Source organism: Magnetospira thiophila (assembly GCF_054657015.1).
In genome coordinates this window covers 1,343,463-1,356,938 of sequence record NZ_BAAHXF010000001.1, presented here as the reverse complement: position 1 = coordinate 1,356,938, position 13,476 = coordinate 1,343,463, and the positions used below count along the sequence as shown (strand labels likewise).

Below are 13,476 nucleotides of genomic sequence, written 5' to 3'. Positions count from 1 at the left end.
GAGGACTTTTCAATGTTCGGCAAAAAGAAAGAGGAAGAAGAAGTGGTGGAAACCCCCGCAGAAATGATCGAACCTGCTCTGGACGAAGGGGAAGACTCGCCCCTGAAGCCCTTCTCGCGCAAAGGTCCGGCCCCGGCCATCCCCGCTGCCCCCTATCGGGCGGACATTCCGCGCCGTCAGATGGAAATTCCGGGCGGTCCCAGCAGCCGAGGTGACAAACCCAAGCCCGCCGATGAGGACCCCAAGCGTCTGGTGGTCGGTCGCGACATCCGGTTGAAGGGTGAAATCACCGCCTGCGAACGGCTGGTCATCGAGGGAGAGGTAGAAGTTTCCGTCACCGGGGCCAAGCTGATCGAAGTTCTGCCCTCGGGCCTGTTCAAGGGCGACGTGGACGTGGAGCGAGCGGAAATATCCGGGCGCTTCGAGGGCAACCTGACGGCCCGCGAGGAATTGGTCATCCATGCCGGTGGTAAGGTCATCGGGTCGGTTCAGTATGGCCGCATCGTCATCGAGTCCGGTGGCGAGGTCTCCGGCGACATGATGTCCCTCTCGTCCGATAAAAAGTCCTTTCCGTGACCCTTGCCCGGGGCTGGTTGGCGTTGAGCGCCCTGGCCCTGGTCGCCGGGTGCGGCGGCGCGCCGCCCACCGCGCCCCCGGCGGTGCAGGTCACCGCGCCGGAAGTCGCCGCCGTCGCACCGACGGTCCAGCACCCACCTCCCCGGCGTCAGATGATGCCGCCCAGCGAATTGCTCCATCTCAGCGCCGCCGAGGTTCGCCGGAAACTCGGGCCCCCCGACTTCAGGCGTCAGGACCCTCCGGCGGAACTCTGGCAATACCGCGGCGAGTCCTGCATCCTTGATCTGTTTCTCTATGACAGGGACAGCGTCCTTCAGGTGACGCATGTGGAGACCCGCCCCGGCAACGGCATCGACCTGACCCCCAGCGGCTGCTACGCCACCCTGCTCAACCGGATGTCTTCTCCTTGAATTGACATAGGTCGGCCACCGGGCAGCCCGGACAATCGGGCTTGCGGGCCTTGCAGATATAGCGGCCATGCAAAATCAGCCAGTGATGGGCATGGCGCTTCCAGGGATCGGGCGTCACCTTTTCCAATTTTTTTTCGACGGCGAGCGGCGTCTTGCCGGGAGCCAGCCCGGTGCGGTTGGACACCCGAAAGATATGGGTATCGACGGCAATGGTCGGCTCTCCGAAAGCGATATTGACCACCACGCTGGCGGTCTTGCGACCGACCCCGGGCAACGCCTCCAGGCTGGCCCGATCCTGCGGCACCTCGCCCCCATGATCGGCCAGCAGCTTTTCCGAAAGCCCGATGACATTCTTGGCCTTGGTATTGAACAGGCCGATGGTCTTGATGTATTCGCGGACCTTTTCCTCGCCCAGGGCGACCATCTTGGCCGGGCTATCAGCCACCGCGAACAGCGGCCCGGTGGCTTTGTTGACTCCCTTGTCCGTAGCCTGGGCCGAGAGCACCACGGCGACCAACAGGGTATAGGGATTGACATAGTCCAGTTCGCCACGGGGTTCCGGGCGCGCGGCGGACAAACGGGCGTAAAATTCTTCGATCTGATCGGGTTTCATTTGGCTCTTCGCTTGCTGACAATTGGCTTTATAATGGGGCACAAATCGCAACAAGAAAACGGCCCATGGACGACATCACCATCGAGAGTCCCTATCCCCTGCGCCAGTTATTCAAACGGCGCATCATTCCGGGGTTGATTGTCTTTGTCATCGTGAGTCTCGGACTCTCTTGGTTCGGTGTCCGCGAGGCTTTGCGCGCGGTCTATCTGGAACAGGCCGACCGGCGCGGGGAGACCATCGCCAGTGCCTCGCAAACCGCCCAGCCCGAAGCCTGGACGGCGTATTTGTTGATGGGCCAGGTCGGGCAGCCGGTACCCCGCGTCACCATCGACAAACTGTCTGAGGCATTTTCCGATGAGGTCACCGAACTGGCGCTCAGTCGGCTGAAGGTCTACGACACCACGCGCACCATCATATTCGATACCCAGCCTGAAACCATCGGCACGGTCAGCGAAGATGAGAGCCTGAAACACGTGCTGCAATCCGGGGATTCGCACATTTTCAGCACCAAGGACGAAGTCGGGCGCAGTCTTTATGAATTCTATGTGCCGGTACGGGACCCGGCGGGCCGCGTGGTCGGCGCGTTCGAGCTTTATGAAACCGTCGATTTCCTGGATGATCTGGTGCTCCGCCACGCCCTGTTGCCGACCCTGATTCCCGGCGCTTTGTTGGTTTTTCTGGTGCTGGCCCTGCGCCATCTGGTGCGCCGGGCGCAGACCAACATCGATTCCCATACCGAAGCCCTGTCCCGCCTGCGCCGCCAGTTGGAAACCTTTGTCTCCGGCAGCGCCCGGAGTGCGGCTCTCGAATCCAATGGGGCCGAGATTCCATCCCGGCGGGTGACCTGCTCGGTGCTGTTTTCCGACGTGCGCGGGTTCACCAGCTACGCGGAATCCGCCGAGCCGGAACAGGTGGTGGCCTTTCTCAATACCATCATGGGCGAGCAGATCGACCTGGTGGATCGCTTCAACGGCGATGTGGACAAATTTATCGGCGATGCGGTGCTGGCCCGCTTTGAGGGGGTGAATGCGTCCGGGCGCGCCATTGCCGCCGGACGCGCCATTCTGCACCGGGCCAAGCAACTGGATTTACCGCGAGATCTGGGGATCGGGATCTATACCGGCGAGGTGATTTCCGGGGCCGTCGGGCCACAGAAGCGACGCGATTTCACGGTCATCGGTGATGGTGTCAATCTGGCAGCCCGGCTCAGCGATGCGGCGGCCCCCGGGGAAATGGTAGTCGATGAGGCCACGGTCCAGATGGCCGAAGCCGGGGGTTTCGGCCCCTCTGAGACACTCCGGGTCAAGGGCCGCGAAACCGCACTTAACGTGCGCCGCTGGCGGCGGGACGCTAAAGAATAAACTTCGACAAATCCGTATCGGCGGCCAGCTCGCCAACCCGTTCGCGAACCAGGGCCGCATCGACGGTGATGCTTTCGCCGCTCCGTTCGCTGGCCGAGAAGCTGATTTCTTCGAGCAGCTTTTCCAGCACCGTATGCAGACGGCGCGCCCCGATATTTTCCACGTTGCGGTTGATCTCGGCAGCCAGGGAGGCAATTTCCGAAATAGCGTCGTCGGTGAAGTTCAGGATCACTTCCTCGGTGCCCATCAGCGCCACATACTGCTTGATCAGGCTGGCTTCCGGCTCGGTCAGAATGCGCTCGAAGTCTTCCTTGGTCAGCGCCTTCAGCTCGACCCGGATCGGCAGCCGCCCCTGCAACTCGGGCAGCAAGTCCGACGGCTTGGCGATATGGAACGCCCCCGAGGCGATGAACAGAATATGATCGGTCTTGATGGTGCCGTGTTTGGTGGTCACCGTGGTGCCTTCGATCAACGGCAACAGGTCGCGCTGCACCCCCTCGCGGGACACATCGGCCCCGCCCCGGTCGGCGCGGGCGGTGATCTTGTCGATTTCGTCAAGGAACACGATGCCGTTGCTCTGCACCGATTCCAGGGCCTCGCGCACCACCTTGTCCTCATCGAGCAGCTTGTCGGCCTCGTCGTTGACCAGCACGTCATGGGAGTCGAGCACGGTCATCTTTTTCTTCACCGTGCGCCCGCCGCCGAACGCCTTGCCGAACATGTCGTTCAGATTGAGCATGCCCATCTGCGCCCCGGGCATGCCGGGAATGTCGAAGGTCGGCAGGCCCAGATTGCCGGAATCGGACAGGTCCACCTCCACTTCCTTGTCATCCAGGGTCCCGGCACGCAGCATGGAGCGGAATTTCTCACGGGTTTCCTTGCTCGCCCCATCACCGACCAGGGCGTCGATAACCCGTTCCTCGGCCCGCATCTCGGCCTTGGCGGTGACCCCCTTGCGGTGCCGGTCGCGGGTCATGTGAATGGCAACTTCCACCATGTCGCGGATGATTGATTCCACGTCGCGGCCCACATAGCCCACCTCGGTGAACTTGGTCGCCTCGACCTTGAGGAAGGGCGCGTCGGCCAGATTGGCCAAACGGCGGGCGATCTCCGTTTTGCCGACGCCGGTCGGGCCGATCATCAGGATATTTTTCGGCAGCACCTCTTCCTTCAGCGCGTCGGGCAGTTGCTGCCGCCGCCAGCGGTTGCGCAGGGCAATGGCCACGGCGCGTTTGGCGTCGTCCTGGCCGACGATGAATCGTTCGAGCTCGGAGACGATCTCGCGCGGGGTGAAGGACGTGGTTGTGGTCATAGGGATTCCACCAGAATGTTGCCGTTGGTATAGACGCAGATCTCGGAAGCGATGCCCAAGGCCTTGCGGGCGATGGCCTCGGCCTCCATGCCGTCCTGGTCGATGAGGGCGCGGGCCGCCGCGAGGGCATAATTGCCGCCGGAGCCGATGCCGATCAGCCCGTCTTCCGGTTCCAGCACATCGCCGTTCCCGGTCAGCACCAAGGAGACGTCTTTATCCGCCACCGCCATCATCGCTTCGAGGCGGCGCAGATAGCGGTCAGTCCGCCAGTCCTTGGCCATTTCCACGCAGGCCCGGGTCAATTGCCCCGGATGCTGCTCCAGCTTGCCTTCCAGACGCTCGAACAGGGTGAAGGCATCGGCGGTGGCCCCGGCGAACCCGGCGATGACATGGCCGTCGGACAACCGGCGCACCTTGCGGGCATTGGCCTTGATCACCGTGTCGCCGAGGGTGACCTGACCGTCACCGGCAATGACCACGCGGCCATTCTTGCGCACGGCGAGGATGGTGGTGCCGTGCCAGGAGGCGGGACCGTTGTCAGACATAAGGGAGGCTCCAGCGCTGGAAAAGAAGGTGAGCCTTGGATGTAGTCCGACCAAGCCGGGCGGTCAAGGCGGGGGATTATTCCGGTTTTCTCAAAAGCCTGAATATCAACAAATTGCTTTTATCATACGAACGTTTTCAAACATCAGGGAGCAGCATCATGGCAGGTGAAAACGACAAGTGGGAAATCTATCAGGACAAAAAGGAAGAGTGGCGCTGGCGGCGTACGGCTTCCAACGGCAATATCGTCGGGGCCGCCACCGAGGGTTACAAGAACAAGTCCGATTGTGAAGCCAATGCCGAGCGCAACGGCATGAACGGTAACCCCAAGGGCCTGGGTGCCAATGACAAATGGGAATTCTACGAAGACAAGGCCGGGGAACACCGCTGGCGGCGCAAGGCCAGCAACGGCAATAACGTCGGGGCCGCCTGCGAAGGCTACAAGAACAAATCCGACTGCACCGCCAACGCCGAACGGCACGGCTACACGGCCTGATCCACCGCCGGGGGGGCCTGGGGCTCCCCCGTGACGATCCGGTGCATTCCAAGTCTTGGTATTCCGCTTCAAATGCTGATACAACAACGCCCTTGAAGCATTGTTCAAGGAGCCTCCCATGCGCACCGCCACCGTTGAGCGCAAGACCCATGAAACCGGCATTTCGGTGACCGTCAATCTGGACGGCAACGGCACCTATGATGTGTCCACCGGCATCGGCTTCCTCGACCATATGCTTGAACAGCTCTCGCGGCACAGCCTGATGGACCTCACCGTCAAGGCCGACGGGGATCTGCATATTGATTATCACCACACCACCGAGGATGTGGGCATCGCCATCGGCACCGCCCTGGCTCAGGCGCTGGGCGACCGGCGCGGCATCACCCGCTACGGGTCGGCCCTCGCCCCCATGGATGAAACCCTTGTGCGGGTTGCCCTGGATTGTTCCAACCGTCCCTATCTGGTGTGGAAGGTGGATTTTCGGCGCGACAAGCTGGGCGAAATGGATACGGAGCTGTTCAAGGAATGGTTCCAGGCCTTTGCCCAGGCCGCCGGGCTGACCCTGCATGTGGAATGCCTGTATGGGGACAACAACCACCATATGGCCGAGGCCGCCTTCAAGGCTCTGGCCCGCGCCCTGCGCCCGGCGTTGGAGATCGACCCGCGCAAGGCCGATGCGGTGCCCTCGACCAAGGGCGTGCTGGGCGGTTCCCTGTAAACGTCATGAAATTCTACAGCGTTCATCCCGCCCCTGATGGCGCGCCGCCGCTGCTGATCCAGGAGGGCTTTAACTGGGCCGCCGGGCTGTTGGGCTTTGTCTGGGCCCTGAACCATCGACTCTGGGGCACGGCGCTCATCTTGTTTGCCCTGACAATGGGGCTGGGGATTCTCGGCCATTGGCCTGGAATCGCGGAACGCATCCAAGGGCCGCTGGGGATCGCTTTTTTTCTCGCCGTCGGTTATACCGCCAACGACCTGCGGCGCTGCGCCCTGGCCCGGCACGGACAGCCGACGACAGCGGTGGTTGCAGCAGCAGACGAAGAAGCGGCGCTGCTGCGCGTGCTGAATGAGCAAGATAAGAGGCCCGAAGCATGAGAATCGTCATCGTCGACTATGGGTCGGGCAATCTGCGTTCGGCGGCCAAGGCCTTCGAACGGGCCGAGGCGGAAGCCGGGCTGCAAGGCCGGGTGGTGGTTAGTGCCGACCCGACAGAAGTGGCCAATGCCACCCATGTGGTGCTGCCCGGCGTCGGCGCCTTTGCCGACTGCAAGGCCGGTTTGGATGCCCTGCCCGGTATGACCGAGGCGCTGGACCAAGCGGTGCACCGGGACGGCAAGCCGTTTCTCGGTATCTGCGTCGGCATGCAGTTGCTGGCCACCATGGGCCGCGAGCATGGGGATTTCGCTGGCCTGAACTGGATTGGCGGCGAAGTGTTGCCGCTGACCCCGACCGACCCCACCCTGAAGATCCCCCATATGGGCTGGAACGAATTGCGCCTCCAAACCCCGGGCCATCCGCTGTTCCTGGGGTTGAAATCCGGCGCCCATGCCTATTTCGTCCATTCCTACGGGTTCCGGGCGGACGATCCGGCCAGCCTGCTGGCGACGGTGGACTATGGCGGGCCGGTCGCGGCGGTCATCGGGCGCGACAACATGGTCGGCACCCAGTTCCACCCGGAGAAAAGCCAGGCCACCGGGCTCGCTTTGATCACCAATTTTCTGTGTTGGAAACCTTGATATGATTTTTCTCCCCGCCATCGACCTGAAAGACGGCCAATGCGTGCGCCTGTTGCGCGGCGAGATGGACAAGGCCACCGTATTCAACGACAGCCCCGGCGATCAGGCCCGCAAGTTCAAGGCCGCCGGGTTGCGCTGGCTGCATGTGGTCGATCTCAATGGGGCCTTCGAGGGCAAGCCGATCAACGGGGCGGCGGTGGACGACATCCTGGCCCATGTGGATTTCCCCATCGAGTTGGGCGGCGGCATCCGCGACATGGCGACCATCGACATGTGGCTGGAGAAAGGCGTGCAACGGGTCATTCTGGGCACCGTGGCGCTGCGTGATCCGGCGCTGGTCAAACAGGCCTGCGCCCGTCATCCGGGGCGCGTCGCGGTGGGCATTGACGCCCGCGACGGTTTCGTCGCCGTGGAGGGCTGGGCCGAGGTCTCCAAGATCACCGCCCTCGATCTGGCGCTGAAATTCGAAGATGCCGGAGTGGCGGCGATCATCTATACCGATATCGCCCGCGACGGGGCCATGCAGGGTCCCAACATCGAGGCCACCCTGACCCTGGCCGAGGCCATCTCGACGCCGGTCATTCTGTCCGGCGGCGTGTCGTCCATGGCCGATCTGGAGGCGATCAAGGCAGCCCCGGGGGCCGAGCGGCTGGAAGGCGTCATCAGCGGACGGGCGGTCTATGACGGCCATATCGACCCCACCGCCGCGCAACAACTGTTGGATGCCTGAGCCATGATGAAAATGCGCGTCATACCCTGCCTGGACGTCAAGGACGGCCGCGTGGTCAAGGGGGTCAACTTCGTTGATCTGATCGACGCCGGGGACCCGGTGGAACAGGCCAAGATCTATGACCGAGAAGGGGCCGACGAGCTGACCTTCCTCGACATCACCGCCAGCCATGAAAACCGCGACACCATCTATGATGTGGTCAACCGCACCGCCGAACAATGCTTCATGCCGCTGACCGTCGGCGGCGGGGTGCGGGTGGTGGAGGATATCCGCAAGCTGCTGCTGGCCGGGGCCGACAAGGTGTCCATCAACACCGCCGCCGTGCATCGCCCGGAGTTTGTCCGCGAGGCGGCCCGCAAATTCGGCAGCCAGTGCATCGTGGTCGCCATCGACGCCAAATCGGTGGGGCCGGACAAGTTCGAAATCTTCACCCACGGCGGACGCAACCCGACCGGCATCGACGCGGTGGAATGGGCCCGGCGCATGGCCGACTACGGAGCCGGGGAAATCCTGCTGACCTCCATGGACCGGGACGGCACCAAGCAGGGCTTCAACATCCCGCTGACCCGCGCCATTGCCGATGCCATTCCCATTCCGGTGATCGCCTCGGGCGGCGTCGGCACCCTGGACCATATGGTCGAGGGCATCACCGAGGGCCATGCCACGGCGGTGCTGGCGGCGTCGATCTTCCATTTCGGCACCTTCACCATTCGCCAATGCAAGGAACATATGGCCGCCGCCGGGGTGCCGGTGCGGCTGGATTTCTGAGTGCAACAGGGACGCTTTTCGCCATGCCGACAATAAATCCCCCCTCGCCCGAGGTTCTGGACGAACTGTTCCAGGTGATTCAGGGCCGCAAGGGCGACGATCCGAGCACCTCTTATACGGCTAAACTGTTTCATCGCGGCGTCGGCAAGATTTGTCAGAAACTGGGCGAGGAGGCGGTGGAAACCATCGTCGCCGCGCTTGATGAAAGCCCCGACAAAGTGACCGCCGAGAGTGCCGATCTGCTGTATCATCTGTTGGTGCTGTGGGCCGAAAAGGGCGTCGATCCGGCGGCGGTCTGGACCGAACTGGCGCGCCGTCGCGGCACCTCGGGACTCGACGAAAAGCGGTCCCGTACTGCGCAATGATGGAACGGAGATACCCGTCATGACCTACGATTCGAACAATATTTTCGCCAAGATTTTGCGCGGCGAGATCCCCTGCGACCGGGTGGCCGAGAACGACCATGCCCTGGCCTTCAAGGACATCAACCCGCAGGCGCCGGTGCATGTGCTGGTCATCCCGCGCGGGGCCTATGTGTCGTCGGATGATTTCTACAGCACCGCCGAAGCCTCTGAAATCGCTGGGTTTCATGCCCTGGTGGCGCAGGTGGCGCGGGATCTGGGGCTGGTCGGACCGGGCTATCGGCTGATCGCCAACCACGGCACCGATGGCGGTCAGGAAGTGCCGCATTTCCATATGCACGTCCTGGGTGGTCGTCCGCTGGGGCCGATGCTCGCCCGACGCTGAAATTGGGACTGATTATTTCGCTTCGGCCTTTACCGGATTTAAGGCTATACTATTAGGATAAAAACCGCCCTAGAATGGGAAGCGGGGGGTTTTGTCGTGTAAGCGATGGGACTTGTCCAAGAAGGATTGACCATGGTTGCCGTTTCGCATGTCCAGAGTCAGACGCCGACTTCCCATGAGGGCAGTGCCGCTCAGAGTGGCTCGGTTGCCATTGGAGCCGATGGTACGGTCGCTATTCCCAACACCCATTTCCTGCTGACCGCCCGCTATATCCATCACGACGATCATCTGGTGCTGGCCGATGACGAGGGCAATGTGCTCCTGGTGCGCGATTTCTTCGCCCAGGACCCGCTGCCCGATCTGGTTGGCCCCAACGGCGCGCGCATCAGCGGCGTGCTGGCCGAACGGCTGGCCGGACCGCTGGCCCCCAGTCAGGTGGCCCAGGCCGGGCCGACGGTGGCCGGCGAACCCATCGGGCAAGTGGACAACGTTGCTGGCGAAGTCACCATTGTGCGCACCGACGGCAGTCGCGAGTTCGCCGAACAAGGGACCAAGGTGTTCCAGGGCGATGTGCTGGAAACCGGCGCGGATGGGGCCATCGGCATTGTCTTTGCCGACGATACAAGCTTCTCGCTGGGCAACGACGGGCGCATGGTGCTCGACGAAATGGTCTACGACCCCGGGGCAGGGAATGGCGAGCTGGCCATTTCCGTGGTCACCGGCGTGTTCTCGCTGGTCTCGGGCTCGATCTCCAAAATGAAACAGGACGCCATGGTGGTGCATACCCCTACGGCGACCATCGGCATTCGCGGCACCGCCGGAGCGGGCGGCGTCGATGCGGGCGACGGCGCGGGCGGCGGCGGTGGCGGAACCACCTTCGCGCTGGCCGAGGAGTCGGGCGGTCAGACCGGCGAGGCGGTGTTCAGCACCCCCGACGGACGCTCCACCACCCTCAACCAGCCGGGCCAGGGCACCAACAACAGCCACGCCGCCCTGCAATTCTCCGCCGCCGATTTCGGCGCCAAGTTCGGGGCCGCCCTGGGCAGCCTGCCCAACGCCGCGCAGCACCTGCCCAGCGCTTTCCGCGAGGCCGCCTCCCAGGCCCATAGTCAGGCCCAGCAGCAGGCGGCCCAACAAGAGGCGGAACAACAGGCCGCCGAGGATCAGGCCGCTCAGGATCAGCAACAGGCCGAGGCCGCCCAACAGGAGGGCGCACCCGCCGAGGGCGAGGGGGCACCGGCAGAAGGCGAGGCCCCGGCGGAGGGCGAGGGCGCTCCAGCGGAGGGCGAGGGGGCTCCGGCTGAAGGAGAAGGCGCTCCGGCGGAAGGCGAGGGCGCTCCGGCCGAGGGCGGACCCGCAGAAGGCGCTCCGGCAGAGGGCGGACCCGCAGAAGGCGCTCCGGCCGAGGGCGGACCCGCAGAAGGCGCTCCGGCCCAACCCGGCGCACAGCAAGGTGCTCCCGCCCAGCAGGGTGCCCAACCTCCCGCCCCTGGAACGCCCGGTTTGCCCGGTGGCAGCACGATTCCCGGAGGTCCCGGTGGGTTGACGCCCACAACACCGCCGCCGACAACGACGACAACGCCCCCACCAACCACGACGACAACGCCGCCGCCGACAACGACGCAGCCACCACCCACACAGAACGAGCCGCCGCCGACAACGACGACGACCACCACCACCACGGTTGGCGCCTGGGAGATCACCAACGACCCAGAAGGCGACAATGCCGGATTGATCATCACCGGCTATGTGGCTGATGTGAACGGTATCGCCTATGGCAACGCCATTTCCGGCATGGGTGGCGACGATCTGATCATCGCCGACACGCCGGACAATATCGGCGCCTTCACCAGTGCCACCGATACCGGAATCACCCCCACCTTCAGCGGCAGCGCCGAGCGCGATGCCATCGCCGGGGGCGGCGGCAACGACTATATTTATGGCGGCCCCGGCGATGATTCCATTACCGGCGATATTCCCGATACCACCACGGGTAGCGAAGGCAACGACCTGGATATCCTGCTTGCCAGCGGTGTCGTGGATTTCGGCTCCGGCACGGCGGGCAATGACCACATCTATGGTGGTGCCGGGAACGATGACATCAGCGGCGATGATGGCGACGACTATCTTTACGGAGAGGCCGATAACGACTCCATCGACGGCGACGCCGGAGCCGACTATATCGACGGCGGCACCGGCAACGATGACATCAGCGGCGATGATGGCAACGACACCATCTATGGCGGTGATGGCAGCGATTTCATCGACGGCGGCACCGGTGACGACAGCCTGTCCGGGGATGCCGGGATTGATTACATCTTCGGGAACGACGGGGCCGACGTGATTTATGGCGGGGCCGACAATGACAGCCTGTTCGGGGGCCCGGGCAACGACATCATTTACGGAAATGACGGCGACGACGTGCTCAATGGCGGCACCGGGATTGATGCCCTGGTCGGCGGCCTGGGCGACGATATCTACGTCATCGACGACAGCTCCGATTCGATCACCGAGTCGGCGGGCGAGGGCAGCGACTACGTGATATCCTCCGTCTCGTACACCTTGCCCACCAATGTTGAACATCTGGCCCTGGACGGTATCGCCGACATCGACGGCACCGGCAATGCTGATTCCAACATCCTTCTGGGCAACGACGGGGCCAACGTTCTGAACGGCGCGGGCGGCGTGGATGTTGTTTCCGCCGGGGCCGGAGACGACTGGGTCGATGCCGGGTACTCCGGCACGGGCGGTGCCGTCTACGATGGCGAAACGGGAACAGATACCCTGAGCTTCGTCAATATGGGCTATGGCGTCACGGCGGACCTGAGCAGCGGCGGAGTGATCTACAACGGCCTGACCGACAGCATGTCCAACTTCGAGGTGCTCGACGGCTCCTATTATGACGATATCCTGACCGGCGACAGCTCGGACAACACGCTTATCGGCCAGATCGGTGCCGATACCCTGGACGGCGGTGAGGGCAACGATACCTACAAACTCAATTCCGGCGACTTTGACTCCGGCGAGCAGATTGCCGACAGCGGGGCCTCCGGAACCGACAACCTGATCCTCGCGGCGGGCGGCACGTTCGATCTCTCGCTGGGCACCGTGACCGGGATCGAGATCCTGACCCTGAACGCGGCGGGCAACTCGGTGACCTTCGACAATACCCAGACGCAGCAGTTTTCTACCATCCAGGGGGACGCGGGAACCGACACCCTCACCCTCGGCACCGCGAACAGTGGCATGGATCTGACCGGCGTCGTCCTGACCGATGTGGAGAATATCGCCCTGGGCAGCGGCGACGAATGGGTAAACCTCGACGACGCGAGCGTGGGCGTGCTGGGGTCAATGACCATCGACGGCGGCACGGGAACCGATACGGTGCAATTGTTCCTGCAAACGGAAAACGGCACCCTGGACGCCAGCGGCCTGACCCTGACCAATGTGGAAAACGTGCTCATCCAAAGCGTTGAGGATACAGCCGAGAACTCGTCCTATACGGGGCTCCACCACACCCTGATCGGAACGGCGCAGGCGGATACCATCCTCGGCGGCGATGGAGACGATACGTTGACCGGTAACGCCGGGGCCGACATTTTGGAGGGCGGCCTGGGAATCGACACCCTGACTGGCGGGAGCGGCAGTGATATTTTCAAGTTCCTGCTATCGGATTTCGATCAAGGCACCGGCATCGACGGAATCAATTACGATGTGATCAACGATTATTCCACCGATGGCGATACCTTTTTCATGTATACATCGGCAACCAGCGTCAACGGATTGGCGCTGAGTTCAACGCTTGCCAATCTACTCTACAATTATTCCTACGGTTGGCAGGGCAACTTCGTGGCCGTCGGCGTCGCTACCACTTCGATGTCGAACATCACCGCCACATATGCCTCCTTTACCGCCGCCTTGAATGCCTTTAGTGCCAAGTCCTTTGGGAGCTACACGGGGGGGGTCGTTCATGGGAGTCAGATCAACTCCCTGGGCATAGGCCCGAACCAGGACGTCTTCTTGTTCTTCCACAATAACAGCGGTGAATCGGAGCTTTGGCACGCGGGCACCTATGGGGCTACCGATACATCCTATTCCCAGGTTGCGGTATTCTCCGACAATGCGAGTTTGGATGCGTTCAGCATCTATGTGGCAAGCACCAATATGCAGATGGCCTAACGGCC

15 protein-coding genes are annotated in these 13,476 nt (G+C 62.9%); 12 read left to right on the top strand and 3 right to left on the bottom strand.

Features of this window, described 5'->3' with window-relative positions; all coding sequences use genetic code 11:
• The first annotated feature begins 12 nt into the window (after positions 1-12).
• Positions 13-576 (top strand): bactofilin family protein, encoded by a 564-nt coding sequence (locus ACYQ1P_RS06675; RefSeq protein ID WP_460019568.1) that lies wholly within the window; start codon positions 13-15, stop codon positions 574-576.
• Positions 573-986 carry a hypothetical protein gene (locus tag ACYQ1P_RS06670; protein WP_460019567.1) on the top strand — a complete coding sequence of 138 codons (414 nt, stop codon included), beginning with the start codon at positions 573-575 and terminating at the stop codon, positions 984-986. Before ACYQ1P_RS06675 ends, ACYQ1P_RS06670 begins: the two co-directional genes overlap by 4 nt.
• On the opposite strand, the gene nth is transcribed toward ACYQ1P_RS06670, so the two are convergent.
• Positions 964-1,599: an endonuclease III gene (gene nth, locus ACYQ1P_RS06665; protein ID WP_460019566.1), complete on the bottom strand. Its 636-nt coding sequence runs from the start codon at positions 1,597-1,599 to the stop codon at positions 964-966. The genes ACYQ1P_RS06670 and nth overlap by 23 nt on opposite strands.
• Before the next feature lie 65 nt (positions 1,600-1,664).
• Between nth and ACYQ1P_RS06660 the strand changes: the two genes are divergently transcribed.
• Positions 1,665-2,960, top strand: a complete 1,296-nt coding sequence (locus ACYQ1P_RS06660; RefSeq protein WP_460019565.1) for an adenylate/guanylate cyclase domain-containing protein — start codon at positions 1,665-1,667, stop codon at positions 2,958-2,960.
• Here the strand turns inward: ACYQ1P_RS06660 and hslU are convergent.
• Positions 2,950-4,272: an ATP-dependent protease ATPase subunit HslU gene (hslU, locus tag ACYQ1P_RS06655; RefSeq protein ID WP_460019564.1), complete on the bottom strand. Its 1,323-nt coding sequence runs from the start codon at positions 4,270-4,272 to the stop codon at positions 2,950-2,952. The genes ACYQ1P_RS06660 and hslU overlap by 11 nt on opposite strands.
• On the bottom strand, positions 4,269-4,817 hold the full coding sequence (hslV, locus tag ACYQ1P_RS06650; RefSeq protein WP_460019563.1) for an ATP-dependent protease subunit HslV: 549 nt from the start codon (positions 4,815-4,817) through the stop codon (positions 4,269-4,271). The genes hslU and hslV overlap by 4 nt, the downstream gene beginning before the upstream one ends.
• A 158-nt stretch (positions 4,818-4,975) precedes the next feature.
• Between hslV and ACYQ1P_RS06645 the strand changes: the two genes are divergently transcribed.
• The 9 genes from ACYQ1P_RS06645 to ACYQ1P_RS06605 all read left to right on the top strand — a co-directional run bounded on the left by ACYQ1P_RS06645 (position 4,976) and on the right by ACYQ1P_RS06605 (position 13,471).
• Entirely contained in the window at positions 4,976-5,311 is a 336-nt protein-coding gene (locus ACYQ1P_RS06645; RefSeq protein ID WP_460019562.1) for a YegP family protein, read from the top strand.
• Positions 5,312-5,429: 118 nt separating this feature from the next.
• Positions 5,430-6,029 (top strand): imidazoleglycerol-phosphate dehydratase HisB, encoded by a 600-nt coding sequence (gene hisB / locus ACYQ1P_RS06640; RefSeq protein ID WP_460019561.1) that lies wholly within the window; start codon positions 5,430-5,432, stop codon positions 6,027-6,029.
• Positions 6,030-6,034: 5 nt separating this feature from the next.
• Complete coding sequence (locus ACYQ1P_RS06635) at positions 6,035-6,406, top strand: DUF2628 domain-containing protein (protein ID WP_460019560.1); 372 nt, start codon at positions 6,035-6,037, stop codon at positions 6,404-6,406.
• Positions 6,403-7,047, top strand: coding sequence for an imidazole glycerol phosphate synthase subunit HisH (hisH, locus tag ACYQ1P_RS06630; RefSeq protein WP_460019559.1), 645 nt, complete (start codon positions 6,403-6,405; stop codon positions 7,045-7,047). Before ACYQ1P_RS06635 ends, hisH begins: the two co-directional genes overlap by 4 nt.
• A gap of 1 nt (position 7,048) precedes the next feature.
• Complete coding sequence (gene hisA, locus ACYQ1P_RS06625) at positions 7,049-7,777, top strand: 1-(5-phosphoribosyl)-5-[(5-phosphoribosylamino)methylideneamino]imidazole-4-carboxamide isomerase (RefSeq protein ID WP_460019558.1); 729 nt, start codon at positions 7,049-7,051, stop codon at positions 7,775-7,777.
• A gap of 3 nt (positions 7,778-7,780) precedes the next feature.
• Positions 7,781-8,545 (top strand): imidazole glycerol phosphate synthase subunit HisF, encoded by a 765-nt coding sequence (gene hisF / locus ACYQ1P_RS06620; protein ID WP_460019557.1) that lies wholly within the window; start codon positions 7,781-7,783, stop codon positions 8,543-8,545.
• A 23-nt stretch (positions 8,546-8,568) separates the two neighbouring features.
• Positions 8,569-8,910, top strand: a complete 342-nt coding sequence (locus ACYQ1P_RS06615; RefSeq protein WP_460019556.1) for a phosphoribosyl-ATP diphosphatase — start codon at positions 8,569-8,571, stop codon at positions 8,908-8,910.
• A 19-nt stretch (positions 8,911-8,929) separates the two neighbouring features.
• Positions 8,930-9,292 carry a histidine triad nucleotide-binding protein gene (locus ACYQ1P_RS06610; RefSeq protein WP_460019555.1) on the top strand — a complete coding sequence of 121 codons (363 nt, stop codon included), beginning with the start codon at positions 8,930-8,932 and terminating at the stop codon, positions 9,290-9,292.
• Between the two features lie 132 nt (positions 9,293-9,424).
• The gene (locus ACYQ1P_RS06605; RefSeq protein ID WP_460019554.1) at positions 9,425-13,471 is read left to right on the top strand and encodes a FecR domain-containing protein; all 4,047 of its coding nucleotides are present in this window, start codon (positions 9,425-9,427) and stop codon (positions 13,469-13,471) included.
• Positions 13,472-13,476 lie beyond the last annotated feature (5 nt).

Bases quoted from the DNA above. Each gene is read 5' to 3' on its own strand.
- ACYQ1P_RS06675 (WP_460019568.1), top strand. From the start codon at position 13: ATGTTCGGCAAAAAGAAAGAGGAAGAAGAAGTGGTGGAAACCCCCGCA.
- nth (WP_460019566.1), bottom strand. From the start codon at position 1,599: ATGAAACCCGATCAGATCGAAGAATTTTACGCCCGTTTGTCCGCCGCG.
- ACYQ1P_RS06660 (WP_460019565.1), top strand. From the start codon at position 1,665: ATGGACGACATCACCATCGAGAGTCCCTATCCCCTGCGCCAGTTATTC.
- hslU (WP_460019564.1), bottom strand. From the start codon at position 4,272: ATGACCACAACCACGTCCTTCACCCCGCGCGAGATCGTCTCCGAGCTC.
- hslV (WP_460019563.1), bottom strand. From the start codon at position 4,817: ATGTCTGACAACGGTCCCGCCTCCTGGCACGGCACCACCATCCTCGCC.
- ACYQ1P_RS06645 (WP_460019562.1), top strand. From the start codon at position 4,976: ATGGCAGGTGAAAACGACAAGTGGGAAATCTATCAGGACAAAAAGGAA.
- hisB (WP_460019561.1), top strand. From the start codon at position 5,430: ATGCGCACCGCCACCGTTGAGCGCAAGACCCATGAAACCGGCATTTCG.
- ACYQ1P_RS06635 (WP_460019560.1), top strand. From the start codon at position 6,035: ATGAAATTCTACAGCGTTCATCCCGCCCCTGATGGCGCGCCGCCGCTG.
- hisH (WP_460019559.1), top strand. From the start codon at position 6,403: ATGAGAATCGTCATCGTCGACTATGGGTCGGGCAATCTGCGTTCGGCG.
- hisA (WP_460019558.1), top strand. From the start codon at position 7,049: ATGATTTTTCTCCCCGCCATCGACCTGAAAGACGGCCAATGCGTGCGC.
- hisF (WP_460019557.1), top strand. From the start codon at position 7,781: ATGATGAAAATGCGCGTCATACCCTGCCTGGACGTCAAGGACGGCCGC.
- ACYQ1P_RS06615 (WP_460019556.1), top strand. From the start codon at position 8,569: ATGCCGACAATAAATCCCCCCTCGCCCGAGGTTCTGGACGAACTGTTC.
- ACYQ1P_RS06610 (WP_460019555.1), top strand. From the start codon at position 8,930: ATGACCTACGATTCGAACAATATTTTCGCCAAGATTTTGCGCGGCGAG.
- ACYQ1P_RS06605 (WP_460019554.1), top strand. From the start codon at position 9,425: ATGGTTGCCGTTTCGCATGTCCAGAGTCAGACGCCGACTTCCCATGAG.